This window comes from Pseudoalteromonas sp. (assembly GCF_036960685.1).
GTDB lineage: Bacteria > Pseudomonadota > Gammaproteobacteria > Enterobacterales > Alteromonadaceae > Pseudoalteromonas.
Genome location: NZ_JBALXK010000001.1, coordinates 399,623 through 421,481, shown reverse-complemented (window position 1 = coordinate 421,481; position 21,859 = coordinate 399,623). Strand labels below are relative to the sequence as shown.

General features: G+C 40.1%; 21 protein-coding genes. 10 read left to right on the top strand and 11 right to left on the bottom strand.

Annotated features, from left to right (window positions below; all coding sequences use genetic code 11):
• The first annotated feature begins 22 nt into the window (after nt 1–22).
• Nucleotides 23–382 (top strand): potassium channel family protein, encoded by a 360-nt coding sequence (locus tag V7783_RS01955; protein WP_335677292.1) that lies wholly within the window; start codon nt 23–25, stop codon nt 380–382.
• Nucleotides 383–561: 179 nt separating this feature from the next.
• On the opposite strand, the gene V7783_RS01950 is transcribed toward V7783_RS01955, so the two are convergent.
• The 4 genes from V7783_RS01950 to V7783_RS01935 form a co-directional block, all read right to left on the bottom strand.
• Nucleotides 562–1,116 carry a TFIIB-type zinc ribbon-containing protein gene (locus tag V7783_RS01950; RefSeq protein WP_335677291.1) on the bottom strand — a complete coding sequence of 185 codons (555 nt, stop codon included), beginning with the start codon at nt 1,114–1,116 and terminating at the stop codon, nt 562–564.
• Nucleotides 1,117–1,315: 199 nt separating this feature from the next.
• Nucleotides 1,316–1,459 carry a DUF2256 domain-containing protein gene (locus tag V7783_RS01945; RefSeq protein WP_335677290.1) on the bottom strand — a complete coding sequence of 48 codons (144 nt, stop codon included), beginning with the start codon at nt 1,457–1,459 and terminating at the stop codon, nt 1,316–1,318.
• Entirely contained in the window at nt 1,449–2,963 is a 1,515-nt protein-coding gene (locus V7783_RS01940) for a cryptochrome/deoxyribodipyrimidine photo-lyase family protein (RefSeq protein ID WP_335677289.1), read from the bottom strand. Before V7783_RS01940 ends, V7783_RS01945 begins: the two co-directional genes overlap by 11 nt.
• Nucleotides 2,963–4,279: a DASH family cryptochrome gene (locus V7783_RS01935; protein WP_335677288.1), complete on the bottom strand. Its 1,317-nt coding sequence runs from the start codon at nt 4,277–4,279 to the stop codon at nt 2,963–2,965. Before V7783_RS01935 ends, V7783_RS01940 begins: the two co-directional genes overlap by 1 nt.
• A gap of 119 nt (nt 4,280–4,398) precedes the next feature.
• On the opposite strand from V7783_RS01935, the gene V7783_RS01930 reads away from it, so the two are divergent.
• On the top strand, nt 4,399–5,010 hold the full coding sequence (locus V7783_RS01930) for a flavin reductase family protein (protein WP_335677287.1): 612 nt from the start codon (nt 4,399–4,401) through the stop codon (nt 5,008–5,010).
• Nucleotides 5,011–5,075: 65 nt separating this feature from the next.
• Here the strand turns inward: V7783_RS01930 and V7783_RS01925 are convergent, their stop codons facing one another.
• Both V7783_RS01925 and V7783_RS01920 read right to left on the bottom strand, forming a co-directional pair.
• Nucleotides 5,076–5,504: an OsmC family protein gene (locus V7783_RS01925; protein WP_335677286.1), complete on the bottom strand. Its 429-nt coding sequence runs from the start codon at nt 5,502–5,504 to the stop codon at nt 5,076–5,078.
• Nucleotides 5,505–5,724: 220 nt separating this feature from the next.
• Nucleotides 5,725–6,324 carry an FMN-dependent NADH-azoreductase gene (locus V7783_RS01920; protein WP_335677285.1) on the bottom strand — a complete coding sequence of 200 codons (600 nt, stop codon included), beginning with the start codon at nt 6,322–6,324 and terminating at the stop codon, nt 5,725–5,727.
• 208 nt (nt 6,325–6,532) lie between these two features.
• Between V7783_RS01920 and V7783_RS01915 the strand changes: the two genes are divergently transcribed.
• On the top strand, nt 6,533–8,458 hold the full coding sequence (locus tag V7783_RS01915; RefSeq protein ID WP_335677284.1) for an alpha/beta hydrolase family protein: 1,926 nt from the start codon (nt 6,533–6,535) through the stop codon (nt 8,456–8,458).
• A gap of 31 nt (nt 8,459–8,489) precedes the next feature.
• On the opposite strand, the gene V7783_RS01910 is transcribed toward V7783_RS01915, so the two are convergent.
• On the bottom strand, nt 8,490–8,873 hold the full coding sequence (locus V7783_RS01910) for a hypothetical protein (RefSeq protein WP_335677283.1): 384 nt from the start codon (nt 8,871–8,873) through the stop codon (nt 8,490–8,492).
• Nucleotides 8,874–9,058: 185 nt separating this feature from the next.
• Between V7783_RS01910 and V7783_RS01905 the strand changes: the two genes are divergently transcribed.
• Nucleotides 9,059–9,562, top strand: coding sequence for a DUF6622 family protein (locus V7783_RS01905; RefSeq protein ID WP_335677282.1), 504 nt, complete (start codon nt 9,059–9,061; stop codon nt 9,560–9,562).
• 57 nt (nt 9,563–9,619) lie between these two features.
• Here the strand turns inward: V7783_RS01905 and yghU are convergent, their stop codons facing one another.
• Together yghU and V7783_RS01895 are read right to left on the bottom strand one after the other, a co-directional pair.
• Nucleotides 9,620–10,459, bottom strand: a complete 840-nt coding sequence (yghU, locus tag V7783_RS01900; protein WP_335677281.1) for a glutathione-dependent disulfide-bond oxidoreductase — start codon at nt 10,457–10,459, stop codon at nt 9,620–9,622.
• A 252-nt stretch (nt 10,460–10,711) separates the two neighbouring features.
• On the bottom strand, nt 10,712–11,797 hold the full coding sequence (locus V7783_RS01895) for a TonB family protein (RefSeq protein ID WP_335677280.1): 1,086 nt from the start codon (nt 11,795–11,797) through the stop codon (nt 10,712–10,714).
• 267 nt (nt 11,798–12,064) lie between these two features.
• Here V7783_RS01895 and V7783_RS01890 point away from each other — a divergent pair, with 267 nt between their 5' ends.
• From V7783_RS01890 to csrA, 5 genes are all read left to right on the top strand, one after another.
• Entirely contained in the window at nt 12,065–12,688 is a 624-nt protein-coding gene (locus tag V7783_RS01890) for a GTP cyclohydrolase II (protein ID WP_064666454.1), read from the top strand.
• A gap of 77 nt (nt 12,689–12,765) precedes the next feature.
• Nucleotides 12,766–13,554: a BPSS1780 family membrane protein gene (locus V7783_RS01885; protein ID WP_064666455.1), complete on the top strand. Its 789-nt coding sequence runs from the start codon at nt 12,766–12,768 to the stop codon at nt 13,552–13,554.
• 11 nt (nt 13,555–13,565) lie between these two features.
• The gene (locus V7783_RS01880) at nt 13,566–14,018 is read left to right on the top strand and encodes a regulatory protein RecX (RefSeq protein WP_064666631.1); all 453 of its coding nucleotides are present in this window, start codon (nt 13,566–13,568) and stop codon (nt 14,016–14,018) included.
• A 19-nt stretch (nt 14,019–14,037) separates the two neighbouring features.
• Complete coding sequence (alaS, locus tag V7783_RS01875) at nt 14,038–16,638, top strand: alanine--tRNA ligase (RefSeq protein ID WP_335677279.1); 2,601 nt, start codon at nt 14,038–14,040, stop codon at nt 16,636–16,638.
• A 676-nt stretch (nt 16,639–17,314) separates the two neighbouring features.
• Nucleotides 17,315–17,506: a carbon storage regulator CsrA gene (gene csrA, locus V7783_RS01870; protein ID WP_004587515.1), complete on the top strand. Its 192-nt coding sequence runs from the start codon at nt 17,315–17,317 to the stop codon at nt 17,504–17,506.
• 26 nt (nt 17,507–17,532) lie between these two features.
• On the opposite strand, the gene V7783_RS01865 is transcribed toward csrA, so the two are convergent.
• Nucleotides 17,533–18,000 (bottom strand): YcxB family protein, encoded by a 468-nt coding sequence (locus V7783_RS01865; protein WP_335677278.1) that lies wholly within the window; start codon nt 17,998–18,000, stop codon nt 17,533–17,535.
• A gap of 135 nt (nt 18,001–18,135) precedes the next feature.
• Here V7783_RS01865 and V7783_RS01860 point away from each other — a divergent pair, with 135 nt between their 5' ends.
• On the top strand, nt 18,136–19,065 hold the full coding sequence (locus V7783_RS01860) for a hypothetical protein (protein WP_335677277.1): 930 nt from the start codon (nt 18,136–18,138) through the stop codon (nt 19,063–19,065).
• On the opposite strand, the gene barA is transcribed toward V7783_RS01860, so the two are convergent.
• Nucleotides 19,062–21,827, bottom strand: coding sequence for a two-component sensor histidine kinase BarA (barA, locus tag V7783_RS01855; RefSeq protein WP_335677276.1), 2,766 nt, complete (start codon nt 21,825–21,827; stop codon nt 19,062–19,064). The two genes, V7783_RS01860 and barA, sit on opposite strands and share 4 nt — an antisense overlap.
• Between the last annotated feature and the right edge of the window lie 32 nt (nt 21,828–21,859).

Sequence of the window (21,859 nt, the reverse complement as noted above, 5' to 3'; positions counted from 1 at the left end):
AAAAATAAGTTGGTTTTGTTGTATGGAATTTTCGATTACGTTTTTTCAATTATTCTTTATTGGTGTTTACCTTGGTTTACCACTATTTACAGTATTGTTTTTTGTGATCACAGGACTTGGTTTACTGGTTGGTAAACTAGAGTCATGGAGTCGCTTTGACTCACTTTATTGGGCATTGATCACGGCACTGACCGTGGGTTATGGGGATATTAAACCAATCAAGAAACCATCAAAAGTGCTGGCTGTTGTTATTGCTTGGACAGGGATACTTTTTACCGGTTTATTGGTGGCTATAGCAGTAAAAACAGCATCAACAACATTAGAAATGTTTATTGATCCAAGTGTTATTGAGCATATAGAAAAGCGCGTAGCTAACTCATAAGCGTATAAGCCTTAGCTTGGAATAGTCAAAATTAGCGACTGGTATTGCTCGTTGCGTTTGTTCACCATATTTTCGCTATGTTTTTGCGGTATGTGGTTGGATCTGGGAACGGTAAGACTACTGCCATTATTTATTTTTAAGTATCAATAATGGCAGTATAATTTTACTCAATTAAGAGATTACTTCTCTGCAGAGTATGGGTCTTCAGCCATTAGATAGGCTCTTAAATCGGCTTTTTGTGGCTGTGCATTAAGCCATTCCCTGAGTTCTTTAACTTTTGCATAAGTGTCAGTGCCAAACTTATCAGCGTAAATATCGCTAAAGTTTTGTTTGGTACTTTGCTCTCTAATTTGGTTTTGCCATTGCTGTGTTACTACTGCATTCAATGTACCAGCTAAGCCTTCTTCTTTTAGTAATTCCCACTCACCAGCATCTAACCAAATCCCACCTACCGGTGCGCTGTAATCTATACGGTGGTCAGTTGATGATGAAATACGAAACTTCCGCATAATGACACCCGATACCGGGCAAAGTAATGCTTTTTTAGTGTCTGTAGAGTCGGCTTCAAATGAGATGTCGTCAGCAAATGCAAAGTTTGGGTTACGCTCTTTCCAAGCTGCAAAATCTTCGATTAGTATCCAGTGACCATTACAGTGCGTGCATGTATGCGAACGAAATTGACCTTCAATAAAACTAGGTTTAAGTAACCCTTTACCACAACTTGTACAATTCATAGTATCCCTTAATTTATATAGTAACTTGAAGAGCTTATATTCTTAAAGTTATTACAAGCCGCTAAAAAGCATCTTATAATTTAGTTTTTATTTGCGTTCAAGTTTGATTACGACAATGGCCGCAGTAAGAAATTGTAATGTTACCGTATTTTTAGAATCAATAACAAAGCTTTGTTCTGTTTAGTCAACTAGTCGAATTTTAAATAGCCTGCTTATTGTTTTTACAGCGCTGCGAGCAGTAAATAACGTTATCCCAGTCGCGCTGCCATTTTTTACGCCAAGCAAAATCGCGTTTGCAAGTGGGGCAGGTTTTTTGCGGTAAAGTTAGTTTTTTATGAGCCATTGTGATGGTTTGTCTTTGTACTTTTTGATCTAGGGGTGATGCTTACATGCTTTTTTAAAATCGCAGGAATAGCGCGCTTAACCTCAATACGTTCGCGATATTGCCAAAGCCTTTCTCTGGCTTCTTTAGACGCTTTGGTTAAATCAATCATCGGTGCTGGGTAATCGTCACCTAGTTTAAAGTCGTTAAATAATGCTTCCATGGGTGTTTGCTCCCAAGGTTCATGCAAGTATTCTACAGGCAGCTTTTCAAGCTCTGGGCACCATTTTTTTATAAACGCTCCGGTTGGGTCTTGATCCTCAGACTGTTTAATCGGGTTGTAGTGCCTAATAGTATTAATGCCTGTAACCGATGCTTGCATTTGTATTTGCGGGTAGTGAATCCCCGGTTCAAAGTCTAAAAAATAGTTAGCCAGCGGCAGGCTTGCATGTTGCCAGCTGATGTTTAAATGATGCGTAACAAAACTAACTAACATAGCGCGCATTCTAAAATTAATATAACCGGTGGCTTTTAAGCAGCGCATGCAGGCATCAATAATAGGAATACCTGTTTGCCCCTGTGTCCAGCGTTCAATATCGCTAGTAACTTGTGCGTCATCACGATATGGAAATGCATGGTAACCCGGATTTAATGCTTTAAATTCCATGCTGCATTCGCTTTCAAACTTTTGCATAAAGTGGCAATGCCAATGCAGCCGAGATACAAATGCAGCAAGCGGGCGCTGCCAACCTTTTTTATCAGCATGAGTGCTATGGTATGCGTCAATCGCCATTTGATACACTTGCCTAAGGCTGATATTTCCCCACGCTAAATAGGGCGATAGCCTAGAGCAATGGGTGCGACTTAAACTTGGGCTGGATATTCCTTTTTGATAACCCTTGCCACGTTCAGCAAAAAAGCTTTGCATTACTTCACGAGCAAGTCGTGGGCCGCCTTGCTGAAAATGTTCATTATCTTGCGTATAAGCTTTGGCAAGCTTAGGTGCTCGGTATTCAGAAAGAGTGAGTGGCTTTATTTGCTTCCAATTAGGTATAGCAATAGGTGCTTGCATGGTTTGTTGCCAGCGCTCGTTCCAATTGTGGCGATTTTTTTTACCGCGTATCACAGCCCCAGTTGGCGACTCTAGCCAGTTGATACCGTTATGTTGACACCATATTTTAATGGCTTTATCACGCTCAAAGGTGTTATTTAGCCCTATCTCTTGGTGGCTAAAGATGTTTGTGATTGCAAACTGCGTATTGAGCGATTCAAGCAGGGTTTGCATGTCTTCATTAAATATATATACGTGGCTATTAAAGCGAGCCAACTGAATGTTTAGGTCGCAAATAGATTGATAGACAAAGCGCCAATGCCGCTCGTTGTAGTGTCGATCTTCAAGCAGTATAGGTTCAAAGTTATAAATTAATAATGTAGGCAGGCCATTACTAAACGCATTTTTTAAAGGCTGATGATCGCTTAGGCGTAGGTCACGCTTAAACCAGACTATGTTTATTTTTTTACGCATTATAGCTTGCTTCGCGGCCAATCAGCGGCATCGTTTGTATCTAATGGGCGAACCTCATTGCCGTGCCAGTGATTTATAAAGCTATTATTCGGGTCATACATTTGCGTTTGTTTAGGCAAATTAAATCGTCTACCAGAGCGAGGATCAGCGCCAACACCAGCAAGATATTGCCAATTTCCCCAATTGGCCGCTACATCATAGTCAATCAGTTGCTGTTCAAAGTAAGCTGCACCAAATCGCCAATCTAGGTTTAATTCATTAACAAGGCAGCTGGCGACCAATTGACGACCTCGATTAGACATATAACCAGTTTGATTAAGTTGTTTCATGCAGGCATTAACAATAGGGTAGGGGGTTGTGCCTTCGCACCAATTCGCAAAGCGCTCGGGGTAAAAACTAGTTAAAGGTTTACGGTGTGTAATCCCTTGAAATGCAAATAACTGACTATCATAACGCAAGCTATAAAGTTGAAAATATTCGCGCCAAAGTAGCTCAAAGTAAATCCAATAGGTGGATTCGTTAGCACCGTATTGTTGTTCGTATGCTTGCAGCGCAGTCATAATTTGCCGCACTGATAAATTACCATTGGCAAGCCAGGGCGAAAATTTGGTTGAATTTATCATGCCATCAAGCGCATTTCGGGTGAGCTTATATTCGCTTGGTGCGGTGCTTGAAAAGTATTGCTCTAAGTGGCGGTGAGCAGCAGTTTCGCCAGCTTCAAATGCAGTACTGACAGCGTTAACTTTAGGCAGTAATTTAGACCAACAAACCGGCGCGATCAGTGGCGCAGGAAAATTACGTGGTAAATCGGTAGCTGGCTTTATATGTAAGTTAGAAGATTCAATTTTTTTGCGGAATTGGCTGAACGTTGCCGGTAGCTCATTAACTACAAACGGCAGCTGATGCAAATCATAGAGCGTAAAAGTATTACTTTGCTTAAGTATAAGAGTGTCATATTTATTGGTGGTCGCTGCCAGTGTTCGCCTTTCATTTAAGCCCACTTGTTCGCTGCAATACAGCACGTGAATATTGTGGTGAGAGTAATAATGACCAATTACGTCTATGGGGGTTTTAAAATAAACCACCAAGTGCTGACCGAATGCATTAAGTTGGTTATTTAATTCATGCAGTGACTTTACTAAGAAAGCCCAACGTTGCTCGCCTAACGTTTGGCAGTTAAAGCAATTGCTTTTAAACCATTTAGGATCAATACAATAGATAAAGCTAATTTTTGAACTTTGCTCACACGCTTGTTGTAATAGCTGATTATCGCGTAAGCGTAAGTCATGGGTAAACCAATATAAAGAGTGTGTCATATAATTAACTTGCCATTTTAGTTGTGCTAATCCATTCTGATTTTTATACGTAATAAACTTAAAACACGTTTAAAAAAGAGCTAATGTATACTTATTTTAATAACTAAGGTGAAGCGAAGGTGTATTTAGATTTAACGGATGACGGCAATAAAATTAATATTTACAGCCAGTTAGTGGGAGGCATTACGCCAAGGCCGATTGCTTGGGTAAGTACCGTCAGCAGTGATGGTGTGGCAAATCTTGCCCCTTATTCGTTTTTTACTGTAGCAAGTGTTAATCCACCTGTATTGAGTGTCACTCAGGTAAACCCTAGTGATAATAAAAATAAAGACACTTTAAACAACTTATTGGCTACAAAAGAGTGCGTGATTAATGTAGTTAGCCATGAGCTGGTGGAGCAAATGAATCAAAGCTGCGGTAATTATCCCTCTTCGGTCAGCGAGTTTATAGCTGCAAATATTGAGTCAACAGTAAGTAAGTTTGTAAAACCTTTGAGCGTTAAAGCATCAAAGGTGCGGTATGAATGTACTCTTCGTGAGGTAATTACGATAAGCAAACAACCTGCTGGTGGTCAAATGATGCTACTAGATGTGGTAGGGGTTTTTATTGATGACAGTGTGCTTGTTGATGGCTATATTAATCCAACTGCTTTACAGAGTGTTGGTAAAATGGGCGGTAATGATTTTGCCACCACACAGCAGTTATTTAGCTTAGCTCGGCCTCAACTTTAAATTTAAAAACACCCATAATACAAAGCCAAGTACTAAGTACTTGGCTTATAGTCTTAAAATTTAACTTAATTGAGGGCCATAGAAAGCGAGATCTCTGCATTCATTAATTTTGAGATTGGGCAACCCAGCTTTGTTTGCTCACACAGCTTATTAAATTCTGACTCAGAAATACCTGCGATTTTAGCCTCGACATGCAGCGCAATATGACTTATTTCAAAGCCGTCATCCACTTCATCTAAACTGACAACGGCACTTGTGGTGATATCATCGGCTACATAATCGGCTTCTGTTAACGCCAGTGAAAGTGCCATGCTAAAGCAAGCACTGTGTGCAGCAGCAATAAGTTCTTCTGGGTTGGTGCCTTGTTTACCTTCAAAGCGGGTATTAAAACCATAGGGCTGGTTTGTTAACGCACCGCTTTCAGTATTTATCTGACCTTTACCTGATTTTATATCGCCAGACCAATGTGATAGTGCTGATTTTTTAATCGTCATTTTCATCTCCTTTGTAATAATTTCGCTAACTGTGAAAAGCTTGCGCTTTTTCAGTGCGAAATGGGCGGTTTACAGAGACTGTTGCAAAACATATACCTATGGACACTAAGTTGGCGAGTTTTATAAATTTCTAGCGGTAAGTTCTAGCAGTAAGTTAAAGTGGGCGAAGTGAGTAAAAACTAAAACGGCCATATCTGGCCGTTTTTCACATAACTAAAAGTTAAAGAGCTGATACGTAATCGGCAATTTCTTTAATAGCAGCGTCTTTACTTTGTTCAGCGCTTGGCATGCTTAAGCCTTCCGCATAAATAAAATCGACATCAGTAATGCCTAAAAAAGCAAAAAAATCTTTTAGATATTTAGTCTGAGTATCCATATCAGTACCTAAGTACATACCACCACGTGCAGCAAGAATAACCACTTTAGTGTTTTCAACTAAGCCTACAGGGCCTGTCTCTGTGTATTTAAATGTAATACCTGCGCGAGCAACGCGATCGATCCATGCTTTTAATGTTGATGGAATACCAAAATTATACATAGGCACGCCAAGCACAATCAGTTCATTATTTTGTAGTTCAGAAACAAGCTCATCAGAAATAGTCGCTAATGCATTTTGCTCATCGCTACGCTCTGAAGGCGATGTCATCCACGCGCCCATTTCAGCTTGCGTAAGATGCGTTAGTGGGCTTGCAGCAAGGTCACGATGAGTCACTGAGATTTCTGTTTTCTGGGTAAGCTCAGCAATAAATTGGTCACTAAGTTGGTGTGAGTTACCTTGTTCACCATTAAGTGATGAGTTGATTAGTAATACGTTTTTCATAACAGTTCCATTAATTGCAAGTTATTAATTTTAAGCATATCCTTTTGTATGATAAATTAATAATGCAATTAATAGGTTTAATCATTCTATTTTAAAGAATGGTTGCTGTTAACGAATAGCCTTTGTTATTTAGTGTGCCAATGAACGACTAGCCAAAATAGTTAATTGCTTTAAAATAGTTGCAAAAAAAACAAAAATGGAATTTTCTATGAAATTTAAACTGCTTATATTATGTGTAATGTTCAGTGTATGCTTTAGTGCAACAGCTGCGAAAAAATTACCTATTGAATCCTTTGCCTCGCTTAAGTCATTTAGCCGCTTACAGCTTTCTCCAAATGGCGAGAACCTTGCCTTTGTTAGGAACGTAAAGGGTGAATTGGTGTTAATGGTTTACAACATCAAAGACGCCAGTTTTAAGTCTATTTTAAAATCTGATGACCATACTATCTTTTTTGATTGGTATAAATGGGCAAACGATGACATTTTATTGTTAGGCGCTCGGTATATTAAACGCCAGCGTGGCGGAATTAAGTACGCATCTACACGCTTGTATAGCTACAACATTAAAAATAATGAATCAATTAAGATGGCGACAAAGCCAGATTATGGCCGTGATGAACGCCAACCTCAATTTGAAGATCAACTACTGAGCTTTTTGCCAGACAAAAAAGATACGGTTTTGCTCCAGGCCGACTACGATGTGCCAAATATGCCAGCAGTGTATGAGCTTGACTTAAATAATCAGCGTAAAAAGAAAGTTCAACGTGCGCGAAGCAGTGTGGTTGACTGGATTGCTGATCGTCAAGGGAATGTACGTATCGCAAAGAAAATGGATGATGATAAGTTTAGTTATGAGCTTTTGAATCAACAGTCTGGTGATTGGGAAACACTATTTGAGTACAGTGCATTTAGCGATAAAAGTGTTGCGATTTTAGGCTTTGATAAAAACCCTAACTTCATTTATATCAAAGCGATTCACAATGGCCGTGATGCAATATTCAAATTTGATATAACCACTAAAAAACGTGAATTAATTTACAATAATGATAAGTATGATGCGGACGGGGGGATTTTCTATTCAGTAAAAACCGGAGAGGTTGCAGGATTTACCGATTCGCATATACCTGATGGTGTGCAATATTGGGATGCTGATTTAGCGGCTTTACAAGCGGCTATTCGCAATGTATTGCCAGCAGATGAATTTTCAGTGGATATATTAAATACCAGTGATGATCAGCAGAAGTATGTATTGTTTATGAGTTCAGACTCAACCTCAGGTACTTATTTGCTTGGTGATCGAGAAACAAGCTCTTTGGCTGTTTTTGCTACTGACTACCCTGATATAGATGAAACGGTTTACCGAGGCAAAAAACATATTAGTTTTAAAGCGCGCGATGGATTAACCATTGAAGGCTATTTAACCTTGCCTGTAGGTTATAAAGAAGGCGATAAGCTGCCGACCATTATATTTCCACACGGCGGGCCAATGGCTCGTGACTACAGTGACTTTGACTATTGGACTGCGCTATTGGCCTATCATGGCTATGCTGTGCTGCAACCTAACTTTCGAGGTTCGAGTGGCTACGGTTATGACTTTTTAATGCAATCGGTGCAAGGGTTTGGCCAAGCAATGCAAGACGATTTACAAGACGGTGCACTGTGGCTGGTAGAGCAAGGCATAGCTAACAAAGATAAAATCTGCATTGGTGGTGCAAGTTATGGTGGTTATGCAGCATTAATGGCGGTAGTAAAACACCCTGAAACCTTCAAATGCGCAGCAAGCTTTGCCGGTGTGAGTGATTTAGAGCATCTAGTTGGGCAAGCACGCTTCTTTACTAATAAAGAAATTGTCAGAAAGCAGTTTGGTACAGATGACGAAGTGCTAGCAAAAAGCTCACCGGTCAATTACGCCAAACAAATAAACCGCCCAGTATTACTTGTTCATGGCAGTGATGATAATGTAGTACCTGTTTATCATAGTCGTGAAATGGAAGACGAGTTAGATGATGAAGACAAAGACGTTACTTATATTGAACTTGAAGATGGCGATCACTACTTGTCGTATCAACCTTATCGGATCAAAACCTTACAAGCGTTTTTAGATTTTTTTGATAAGCATTTGAAAGACGAATAAATAAAAAGGCGACCAAAAGGTCGCCTTTTTATTAATTCGCTAACTCTGAATCGATGTGACGGGTTAAGTTTGTAACCCAATTTACGTATTGGCGATGTATTTTTTCACCGTTGTAATCTAGGTTTATTGAGTCTTTATAATCAATGTCATACTGCGCTTCATTGTAGCTAATATTAACGCGGAGCTGATGTTTACGAATATCTAATACCCCTAAGATCTTACCCGTCTCTTGTATGCGGCATTTCCAAGTAAGTTGTTTACAAGCGAGTAAAACGGCTTCTCCAACACTTTCTTGAGTGTGTGTTGTATTTGCATTTTGTGGCACTAAATTTTCATCAAAATTACGCATCTGCACTAACGTACTGCAACCTGATAATGCAGCGACAGTCGCTGCTAAAATAATTAGCTTTTTCATAGGTAGTCCTTTGCTTTAAAGCACTATGATAACTTAAGTTTGAGTGTAAATGCATCGCCTTAGTGAGTGGATTTAATAAATAATATACTCAAGGTTAAATAAGTGTAAATGTAACTTTCTTAATTATTTAAACCGCAGTAAGCTCTGAATATTAATAAGCTATACATGATATAAAAGGAAATTTAATGTTTGATGTAATTAAACATACTCCACTGTGGGTATTTGCGTTATTTGTAAGCTTAGTTTTGCTTGGTTTAAAGCAGGCACGCGAGCGGGAAGTTACAGAGCGTGCAGTTTATTTGTTGCCACTAGTGATGGTTGGTCTGTCTATATTTGGGGTTTACACAGCTTTTTCGACAGTAATTGCATTTATAGTCTGGTTTGCAAGCTTTGCTTTGGGTTGGGGAGTTACGCAACAATTTGGTTTGCCAACTGGGGTACGCTACTTTAAAGATCGCAATTGCTTTCGTATTCCCGGTAGTAAAATACCACTAATTTTAATGATGGTTATTTTCTTCACCAAATATTCAGTTGCAGTCATGCAAGCAAAGCAATTAATAATTACCCAAAGTATCGGGTTTTTAGTGATTATTTGTATTCTCTATGGCGTGTTAAGCGGTGTATTTGTGGCTCGAGGGTTACACATATTTAAGGCACGAAATAATAATGCTGAGTTACAACCAACATAGACTAAAACGCGGTGTGTAATATTCGCACACCGCGTTCTGACAATTTTTAACTAGTGATTAAAAATCGTTTTTACTATGACGCTCAGCTAATTGCTCATCTTCTGGTCCCCATGTACGATTTACTCGGCGACCGCGTTTAACGGCTGGGCGGCGCGCAACTTGTTTAGCCCAGCGCATTACATGAGTATAAGATTCAACATCTAAAAATTCTGCTGCATCATAAATATCCCCAAGCACTAGTGAGCCATACCAAGGCCAAATAGCGATATCTGCGATTGAATACTCACTGCCTGACATGTAGTCGTGGTCGCTCAAATGACGATTTAATACATCTAGCTGGCGCTTCACTTCCATAGTAAAGCGGTCAATAGGGTATTGCATTTTAACTGGGGCGTACGCGTAAAAATGACCAAAGCCACCGCCTAAATACGGAGCAGAGCCCATTTGCCAAAATAGCCAGTTACGGCATTCGGTTTTACTGGTGTGATCGTTTGGTACTAATGCATCAAATTTTTCAGCTAAGTACTGTAAAATGGCACCTGACTCAAACACGCGAGTAACAGGGGCAGTACTGTGATCCATTAATGCTGGAATTTTTGAATTAGGATTAACGCCGACAAAGCCTGAACCAAACTGGTCGCCATCAGCAATTTTAATCAAAAATGCGTCATACTCAGCTTCGGTAATGCCAAGCTCTAATAGCTCTTCCAGCATGATTGTGACTTTTTGGCCATTCGGTGTTGCTAAAGAATAAAGCTGAAGAGGATGTTTTCCAACGGGTAAATCTTGTTGGTGGGTAGCGCCTGAAATAGGCCGGTTTGTTTTAGCCCATTCACCGCCATTTTCTGCATCCCACTGCCACACGGCTGGTGGGGTATAATTTTCGCTGTTACTCATCAAAACTCCTCAAACGTTGGTTACTTAAATCAAGGTATAGGTGTTATTACGAACAATCCATCCTAATTGATCATTAAGGGCAAGGGAAGCAAAGTTAAATTTCAATGTTTTGAAGATAGCCAAAAAGCACGGCAGTGGTTACATTAATGTTCGTCTGTTAAATATAACGATGTCTAAACTGGCATTTATTTGTTAGCAGTTGCGGGAAATCAATATTAAGTTTTTTCATATTAATCTCCCTATTTTGTAATGTTATCGGCTTATCTTAAAATCTAACTGCACTTGCGCTTTGGCAACTACCGCTGCGCCATTTTCAAATTTAGGAGCATAACGCCATTTTTCCATCGCTTTAATTGCTTCTTTTTCAAATGCTTCACCACCAGTTGACTTTAATACAGTGACATTTTTGACGAAACCGGATGTAGTGACATCAAACTCGACTTGTACAGAACCGTCTTCTCTTCGTTTTGCTTTCATTTTTGGGTATTGAGGCTCTTGACGATAAAGCGGGGTTTGTTCTTGGTTTTTTTGCCACGGCACCATTTTGGCAATAGCAATACAATGCTTGGTAGCTTCGTCGCTTTCGCCTGTTTTTTCATAAAGGTAAACTAGTTTAGAATGAGCACTCAGTTCGGCTTTATGATCAAAACTAAGTTCATTATCAAACACATCCACGACACGGTTTAAACGCTCAATTGCTTTAGCGTATTGCTTTTTACTTTGTGCAAAAGCGGCTACTAAAAAGTCCGCTTTAATCCGTTCAACTGAGTTCTCTGGTAAGTTTTCACTGTAGTACTCATCGGCATCTAAAAGGTAGCTGCGAGCTCGTGAGTATTTTTTTCCACTAAAGCCATAGGCTAAGCCTTGAGCTGCGGCAAGTTGCATATCAGCAACTAGTTTTGGAGACTTTTGAGCTTGCGCAATACTAATTACTTGCTCATATGAATCAACAGCTTTTGAAGTTGAAGTTGTGCTTTCAGCCATACCTAATAGCGGATCAATAAGTTCGATGCTGTTGGCTGGATGATTAGCGGCTAAAATAGTGTATGCCTGCTCGAATAATGTAAAACGCTGCTGTTTAACTTCTTCAGGGTATTTGTCTAACTCATTCGCATAGTTAATGGCTAAACTTGCGGTGTTGTCTGATTTATCACCATAGAGCTCTTTACCTAAGACATAGGCTTGTTTGGCTTCATCCGTTGCCGATTTTTTTTGTTGCTGCGCATCAATATACTGCTGATAAACGACTTTAAATTGGTTTTTAATTGATGAGTCATCGCCGAGGCTGTGACCCGAATAAGTAACAACAAGACACATTAGTAAACAGGTACTTTTCATAATGATCCTTATTATTTTAATTACAATTGATACTATCAAACAGGTATGTTTTTGTCACTAAAGCTGAATTTCAATAAGAAATTTGTTTTTGTAGCGCAGCATTGCTAATTCAGCATCGCGCTAAACTGAGTTATAATGCTTGAATTACTAGCAACTGCCTCAATATAGTTACCACTCATTGCGGTGTTGTATTATTTTCAATGTAAGTTGCTTTTGTGATATTATCACATTTTCAGTATCGCATTATTTTTAAAATTTGGATTTGTCGTGGCGCAAGTAAGAGCTAGAGTCCAGCTTAATGTTGGCAAAAACAGTGATATACCCGCAGAGATCGTGTCATTCAGCGGTTTAAAAGATGGCCAAGAGCATGTAGCTTTGGTATTTAATAATGCGGATAGCGAGCAGTCTGTGCCGCTTATTCGCATGCATTCAGAGTGTTTAACCGGCGATGTTTTCCACTCATCACGTTGTGACTGTGGTGAACAACTTAACGAATGCATTGAGATGATGCATGAACAAGGTGGTATTTTACTTTATTTACGCCAAGAAGGGCGTGGTATTGGCTTGTATAACAAAATTGATGCCTATGTATTGCAGTCACAAGGTATGAATACCTACGAAGCAAATAATCATTTAGGTTTTGCTGATGACTTACGTGATTTTTCTGACGCCGTATTGATGCTAGAAGCGATGGGGCTCACTCATGTAAAACTTATGACTAACAATCCTAAAAAACTAAATGCCCTAAAAGATGCGGGTATTGAAGTTGATTCAGTGATTGGCACGCATGCACATATCAAAGCCGGATTAGCGGGCAATAAAGCGTACCTAGAGACGAAAATTAAGCATGGTGCGCATATGTTAGATATAAAGAAGATTAAAAAACCGTAATTTTACGCGGTCGTCTATGTAATCAGATCCAACGCCGAGTTATACTCGGCGTGTTTTGTTGTTAATTAAGAGCAAGTATGTCAATTGAATTACGAGTATTTAAGGCCGATGCAGGGCTGAAGTGGTTTAAAGCTGGGTGGCTTATTTTTAAAACTCAGCCTTTTACCTTTATTTTTATGCATTTATTTATCGGCATAATTGGTTTGCTGTCGCTATTTCTACCTTTTTTACAAATTATAGCAGCCTTAGCCACCCCGTTTTTAACCGCAGGGTTTTATCAAGCGGTGATCACTAAGCAGCAAGGTGGCAAAATTATGCTGGCGGATATCTTAAAGCCGTTTACGGCTAAGGGAAATCGCCTAGGGTTGTTGCGCTTAGCTCTGTATCAAATGGCGGCAGGTGTGTTAATGGCGTTATTGGCCGGAGGCTTATTTTCCGAAGCGATTGAGATAATGAGTAATCCAAATGTTGACCCTAACATTGCTTTACAGCGAGTGGTTGATAGTATTTCAATGGCAAACGTGGCACTGTTTTTAATTGCCTTATCGGTGTATTTAACGGCTTTTTCTTATGCTGTGCCGTTAGTTTACTTTAATCAACAAAAACGTATTTTTGAGGTGCTAAAAAGCTCATTCATGGTGTTTTATCATAATATGGCACCACTGAGTGTATATGGCGCTATTGCAGCTGTATTGATGATGTTTTCAATGTTCTTATCATTCTTACCACTGTTGGTTTTAATGCCGATTTGTTACATTAGCTTTTTTGTTTCTTACCAAGCTATTTTTATGCCGGTTGTGCCGCCTGCTGATACTAAGCCTGTATCGCCGCAGCATAATGATGATAGCGGTCGTTTTGACGCATAATGGCTGATGAAATGGATGAAGCATTACAAAAAAAGTTAAAAAATTATGTGCTTTGGTTACTTGGTCGACAAGAGTATTCGCGCCGAGAGTTAACGCAAAAATTACAGCAAAAAGAGGCGACGCCGGAATTTATAGAGGTTCTATTAGATTGGTGCGAAGAGCACAATTTTATTAATGAGCAGCGCTATATTGAAGGGTTTGTACGTCGTCATATTGCTAAAAAACATGGCTTAAAACGTATACAAAGTGAAGCTATGGCGAAAAGGATTGACCGAACACTATTAGAAAGTGTCATTGAATCATTCGAGATAGACTGGTTTCAATTAGCGCAGGATGCGTATTTAAAGAAATATTCAAATTCACAGGACGACTTCGATCAGAAAGAAAAAGCTAAGCGCGTGCGCTACTTAATGTATCGAGGGTTCAGTTACGAACAAATTGATTTTGCAATGCAAGCACAGTAAAAATGGGTGAGACGTTCACATGCAGCACATGACTACCGCACAGATCAGGCAACAGTTTTTAGACTTTTTTGCCTCTAAACAACACCAAATTGTTCCATCAAGCTCGCTTATTCCGGGTAACGATGCGACGTTATTATTTAATAACGCCGGCATGGTGCAATTTAAAGATGTATTTTTAGGCGCAGAAAGTCGCCCTTATAACCGCGCAACTAGCTCACAACGTTGTGTGCGTGCCGGTGGTAAGCATAACGATTTAGAAAACGTGGGCTATACGGCGCGTCACCATACATTTTTTGAAATGTTAGGTAACTTCAGCTTTGGTGATTACTTTAAGCAAGACGCGATTAAGTTTGCGTGGGAATTCTTAACTGACGTAGTAAAGCTGCCTAAAGAAAAGCTATTAGTGACGATTTACCATGATGATGAAGAAGCATTTGGTTATTGGGCTAACGACATTGGTTTGCCTGAAGAGCGTATTATCCGAATTGCGACCTCTGATAACTTTTGGTCAATGGGTGACACTGGCCCATGCGGTCCGTGCTCTGAAATCTTTTATGACCATGGCGAACATATTTGGGGTGGTCCTCCAGGCTCACCAGAAGAAGATGGCGATCGTTTCATTGAAATCTGGAACCTGGTATTTATGCAATATAACCGTCAAAGCGACGGTACTATGGAACCACTTCCTAAGCAGTCTGTTGATACAGGTATGGGTCTTGAGCGTATTTCCGCTATTTTACAAGGCGTGCATTCAAACTACGAAATCGATTTATTCCAAGGCTTGATCAAAGCCGCAGCAGAAATTACCAATGCACAAGACATGGATGATAAATCACTGCGCGTAGTGGCGGATCATATTCGTTCATGTGCGTTTTTAATTTCTGATGGGGTGATGCCATCAAATGAAGGCCGTGGTTATGTCCTGCGTCGTATTATTCGCCGTGCAGTTCGCCACGGTAATAAGCTTGGCGCACAAGGTTCGTTCTTCTATAAGTTAGTTGCTGCGTTAATCGAGCAAATGGGTCAAGCGTATCCTGAGCTTGCAAAACAGCAAGAAATCATTGAAAAAGTGCTGCGCATTGAAGAAGAGCAATTTGGTAAAACGCTTGAGCGTGGTTTAACTATTTTAGAAGAAAGCCTAACTGATTTAACAGGTGATGTGATCCCTGGTGAATTAGTTTTCAAACTTTATGATACTTACGGTTTCCCGGCTGATTTAACTGCTGATGTAGCGCGTGAGCGCTTTATGACAATTGATGAGCAAGGCTTCCAAGAGTGCATGGCTGTGCAGCGTAAAACAGCGCAGCAAGCAGGTAAATTTGGTGCAGATTACAATCAACAATTAAAATCAGATAAACACACTGATTTTAAAGGTTACGATGCAACACAATATAGTGGCACTGTGATTGAAATGTTCGCCCAAGGCGAAGCTGTATCAGTATTAGAAGATGGCCAACAAGGTATTGTTGTACTTGACCGTACACCATTTTATGCAGAATCGGGTGGTCAAGTTGGTGATACGGGCACATTAACAGTAGCCGGTGGCGAGTTTAACGTAACCAATACCACTAAACTAGGTAACGCGTTTGCACATCACGGTACTGTAATGGGCCGAATTGGTGTAAATGATAAAGTAGAAGCGAGCATCGATGATGCGCGCCGTGACCGCGTTAAAAAGAACCATACCGCAACGCATATTCTTCACGAAGCACTGCGCCAATTATTAGGTGAGCATGTATCGCAAAAAGGTTCATTGGTAGATCCAGAGCGTTTACGTTTTGACTTCTCACATTTTGAAGCCGTGACTAAAGCTGAACTACGTGAAATTGAGCGAGTTGTGAATGACGAAATTCGTCGTAACTTTGCCCTAAATACTGAGTTGATGGCAATCGATGCCGCCAAAGAAAAAGGCGCTATGGCGTTATTTGGTGAAAAATACGATGACGAAGTCCGGGTAGTGACCATTGGTGATTACTCTATCGAGCTATGTGGTGGTACTCACGTAAATCGTGCGGGTGATATTGGCTTATTTAAAATTGTATCAGAGAGCGGTATAGCAGCCGGTGTACGCCGTATTGAAGCCGTAACAGGCGCAGATGCGATTGCCTACGTTAGTGAGCAAGAACAACACTTAAATGACGTTGCGGCGCTAGTGAAAGGCGACAGCGCATCAGTACTTGAAAAAGTAACCGCCTTACTTGAAAAATCAAAAGGTTTAGAAAAGCAAATAGCTCAGCTTAACGATAAGCTAGCAAGTGCAGCGGGCGCTTCATTGCTTGATTCAGTAGTTGAAATCAATGGTGTTAAACTATTGGTTGCTAATGTTGAAGGCACAGAATCAAAAGCCTTACGTGGTATGGTTGATGATCTTAAAAACAAGATTGGCTCTGGTGTGATTGCGCTAGGCGTAGCCGATGGCGACAAAGTAAGCTTAATTGCCGGTGTTACTAAAGACTTAACTGGTAAAGTTAAAGCGGGTGAGCTGGTTAACTTCATGGCATCGCAAGTTGGCGGTAAAGGCGGTGGTCGCCCAGATATGGCCCAAGCCGGTGGCTCAGAGCCGCAAAACTTAAGCGCTGCGCTTGATAGTGTAACAGCTTGGTTAACTGAGCGTACTTAAGAGCTCAGTACGTAAAGTTGATTTAACACCTTGGGAGGCTCAATTGAGCCCCTAAGGGGTTTATCCTAAATCTGCTTTAACAGCTAAGTCACATCCTAAATTTATAGCTAAAACGGCATACCTTTCTAAATACACATTACCGCATCTTTTATTGCCAATTGACCTTTCCTACAATACGAAGAACTTGCCCTAGGTTATGAATTATCCTTTGGGGGCGCATCACTGCTATTTATATTGAAACTTTTTGCTGATCATAGCGTCCAAGTAGTTAAGATTAATCATAACTTTGAAAAATAGACTATGCTTTATAGTACCTATAAAGATTTTTAGCAGCGACTTGAAGTATTGAGGGTAAATCACCATTATATTAAGTGTAGAAAGATTTCTGGTGGTTACTCAGCAGGCTAAAATTTATTATAGCAGTGAGTACGAGATCACAACTTAGCGCTGCAAGTATGTTTTATAGATTAACGTAAACAGCTATTGAATTAATATTTGATATTAAACTGTTCATTTGAATAGATGAAACAGACTTAAAATTGGCAATAGGCGCATTACAAAGAGTTTTTTTAACAGAAAATGAATCGATTTAGAGTTTTTACTTACTTTTAAGCTTTATTTTCTTTAAGATACAAACGCGGAATCTTTTAATTTATTGGAATACGGGAGCAAGAGAATGCTAATACTAACTCGTCGAGTAGGTGAAACCCTAATGATTGGTGATGAAGTAACTGTCACTGTACTAGGTGTTAAAGGAAATCAAGTACGTATTGGTGTTAATGCACCTAAAGACGTTTCAGTACACCGTGAAGAAATTTACATGCGTATTCAAGCTGAAAAGTCTAACCCGAATCCGGGCAACGCTTAATCAATTTAATTGATATGAAAGAGCCACTATTTAGTGGCTCTTTTTTTTATGTATTCGATAATTTCATCGTTCAGTACGCTATTTGAAATATACTGCATACCGCGGCGGCTTTTTAAAATAATACCGCGGGGAGTAAAAATTACTTCATCGATATCTTGCCACGCCAGTTGATAACTCTTATGTGGGTTAACACTCTTAAAGCCTTCTTTATCTATACTTAAAGTCGCTTCTGAACCCGATGCACGACTGAGCATTTGGCGAGTGACCCACCAAGGCCTGCGATAATAAAATGCCACGCATTCGAGCACAGCAGCCAAAATCAAAAAATTACCTAAATAATGTTTATTCATCGCATAGATTGCGATCAGCCCTAAACTAACCAACAATATTAACAGTGCGTATTTGGGTTTTGCTTGAGCACTATAAGGCAGTGATTCATCAAAACATTCGTAAAAATAAGGTTTATCTAAAGTATATGTGGTGGAAAAAGACATGATCAACTAATTCTGCTGTAACTATGTTGCCATTTTAGCAAGCTTGATAAAAAAAAGCCGTTTATTTAAGTGTTCATTTTATTGCTACTATGAGAGCTTAATATAGTCGTTTTATTATGTGTGAGTAAGGATATCATGATGGGCCTGATCAGCTTAAGCTGGGCGTTGACTAGTAACGCATTTTTGGTGATGGGGGATATGCCATACACCCCAATAGATGAAATCAATTTAGCGCCGGTGGGAGTTTTAGGCAGTAAAATAACCACCACTGAACATGCTTTTTTACTCCATGTAGGAGACATTAAACCAGGGGCTGAGCCGTGCACCAATGAGCTGCTGACGAAAAATAAGCAACTGCTAACGTCGTTAACTCATAAGCCCTTTATTTACACCCCAGGTGATAATGAATGGACAGATTGCGACCGAAAGAATTTAACGCCTCGCTATGATGAATTAGAGCGCTTAGTATTTTTAAAAAGTCTGATGTACGATAGCAGCTATCTTGAAAAAGCCAAACAGTTGGAAAAATTTCAGCGCCAAGCAAGCATGATAGAAAATGCCCGTTGGCAATTCGCAGATGTGGAGTTTATGACGCTGCATATTGCTGGCACGCATAATGGTCGCAGGCAAATACTTAACAGTGATAAACAGCTGGCTTATCAACAAGCTGATGCAAGAGACGCAAATAACCTACGGTGGTTAGCACAAGCAGACCCATCAGCGACAGGGTATGTAATCGCTTTTCAAGCAGATATTTACACACATAAAACCGATCAACCAGCATGCAGTGCTGAACGGCCGCAAGCGTGTGATGGTTTTAAAGTTTATAGAGATGCATTACATGAATTTGCGAATAAGGTTAAAAAACCTGTTTTGGTGATCCACGGTGATACCGGCCCGTATTGTCAGCAGCCTTTATCGAGCAACTTAACAAGGCTAAATGTGCCGGGCGATTACATGGTTAGTGATATTGCTAAGGTCGCACTGGTGCAACAAAATGCCACTGTAACATGGCAGATCAGCAGCTTAAAATCGGGCCAAGCACTTGAGCGCCAGTGCCGTTAAGGCTCAGCCAAACCAGCATCGGTCATTAGATTACTCAGCTCGTCTTGTAACTCAAATAATTCAGGCTCAATATAACTTAAATCACAATCGCCTTTTAATGCGGTTTCTAATGCCTCTGCAAGGGCTTTTAGCTTCGGCACACCGGTATAGCAACAGGCGCCATGAAATTTATGAATAATACTTAAAAGGTGTTCACAATCTTGGTTATCGGTTGCTTCATCAAGCAGGCGTAAGGTTTCAGGCACGCTCAGTAACAACATATTGAGCATTTCGAGTGCTAGCTCGTTTTTACCACCGGCACGTTGCAGTGCTAAAGGCCAATCCAATGAGGTGCTGGTAAATGGTGGCTCAAGAGCCACTAAATCATTACGACTTTTGTCACGTCTGATTGGTGACTGAGGGCTATGATCACTAATAATTTGTTTCAGCATGTCCTCATCAATGGGTTTGGTTAAATAACCTCTAAAACCATCTTTAATAAGCTGTTCTTTTTCGCCCGCTAAGGCATGAGCTGTAACGGCAATAATAGGGGTATCTTCGTTTAACGATGATTCACGGATCAATTTACAGGCGGTAATACCGTCCATGATTGGCATCTGAATATCCATAAAAATAATGTCGTACTTATGGCTCTTACTCAAGCTATAGGCCTGTGAACCATTGTGAGCCGTATCAATGGCTTCAATTTGCTCTTCCAGTAAGGTGCAGATCAACTTTAAATTGGCATCATTATCATCAACGACTAATACTTTTAGCGGCAATAGTTTCTCGTCATTTTCTTCAATATTATGCACAGGGTGATCAAGTCGGTACGGTGCAGCCAACACTTCACAGAGTTTACGGTGGTTAAGCGGTTTACTTAAACAAGCATCAGCGCCGCAGCCAATATAGGCTTCACGCATATTATGAGACACCGAATTGAGCATTAAATAAAGGTAGTCGGTAGATTCGCGCACTGCTTTGATATAGCTTTTTAATCGCTGCATTTCATCAACAGCAGCGACATGACCAATAATGCAAATATCGTAGTTAAACTCTTTATTGAGTTCTAGTAAAAAGCTTTCTTGATCAAAGCAAGCAGTAACTTGAGTTTGCCATTCGGTCAGTAAAGAGAGCACTGCATGGTGGGTATGTTCATGCGGCTCTAGGTATAAAATACGCTTATTCGCCAAAGATTTACTAGGTAGGTCACTGGTATAAGTATGATTTGGCAATCTAAAAACACTGTTAAATGTAAAGCAGGTACCACTGCCTGGCGCCGAGTTTAAGGTAATGCGACCACCCATGTTTTCAACAATGTGTTTAGTGATTATAAGGCCTAACCCTGTGCCACCAAACTTACGCGTAATACTGGAGTCTGCTTGGCCAAATGGGGTGAACAAGGCATCTTGTTTATCCATTGGAATACCAACACCGGTGTCTGTCACTGACACCAAAATAGAGGTGCGTTCTTCATCAAGTAAGCGATGGCCTACATCAATTTTAATAGCGCCTTTTTCGGTGAATTTAATTGCATTGCTGATCAGGTTGATCAGCACTTGTTTAAAGCGTGTTGGATCGCCTGTAATATTATCTGGCACTTGCGCATTAATATAAATTGATAGCTCTAGCTGTTTCTCATGTGCACTAGGGGCAAGTAAAGTAAGTACTTCATTGATGGTATCGCGAAGTTGAAACTGGATCGATTCAAGCTCCATGGCGCCCGCTTCAAGTTTAGAGAAATCTAAAATATCACTGATGATAGTCATTAAACTATTTGCTGAGAGCTCGATGGTATCGAGGTAATCTTTTTGGTGTTTATTTAGCGGTGTTTTATGTAATTGTCGGGTAAAGCCGATAACACCGTTGAGTGGCGTGCGCAGTTCGTGACTCATTTTTGCCAAAAAGTCAGATTTTACTCGGTTGGCATCTTGAGCGTCGGTTTTAGCAATGCTGAGCTGAATATTTTGCGTTTCGTACAGTTCTAATGATTCGCGTAGATCACTGGTAGCTTGATCGATATGCTTTTGCATTTCATCTTTTTGCATCACCATAGTATCAGAAATGGTGTTAAGACCTTGACGCAATAACTCAAACTCTCCCATCATAGGTGCTGTTAGGCCTGTATCCCTTTTCCCTTCGATTAACTTATCGGTAGCGAGTACTAACTTATTAAGCGGGTTCAAAAACATGTAACTCAACCGAATAGCTAAGAACGCGGCCAATACTAGGGCCAAAATAATCACAATACCGCTGACTAATAATGCTTGTTGTTGACCAATAATGGCTTGATCTTTATTAAGCTGAATAACCACAGTTCCAAGAGATGTTTGAAAGGCGGCGTTGTTCCACTGCGCATCTGGGGTAGAGTGGTTGATGATTGGCGTGAAAAAGGTAATCAGATGCTCACTGGTAAGTACTTTAGTATTTTTTCCAACTTGTAAGTGCTCATTATGCAGTAAATTATCAAAGTCACGGTGATAATTACTGGTGAGTACCAGCTCATTATGCTCGTCAAAAATAGCGATGGTTTTGATCGCGGGTGAGTGCTTATTGTGCGCGTGGCTTATCAAGCGGTTTAGCAGTTGCTTATTTTTTGCTAATAATGGCTGCTCAATGGCGATTGAAAGTGGCTCAGAAATAGTCGACCCTTGCTGATATAAAATTTCATCAAGCTCAATGTAACGATTTATTGTAAAATAGCCGCCAAGAAGTAATCCGATAATCACTGTGGGAATGAGTGTTAGCGTTAAAACTGAGTCGCGCAAACCAAGTTTAGTCATAAGTGAACGTTGTTATCATTATTAGTTAGTTA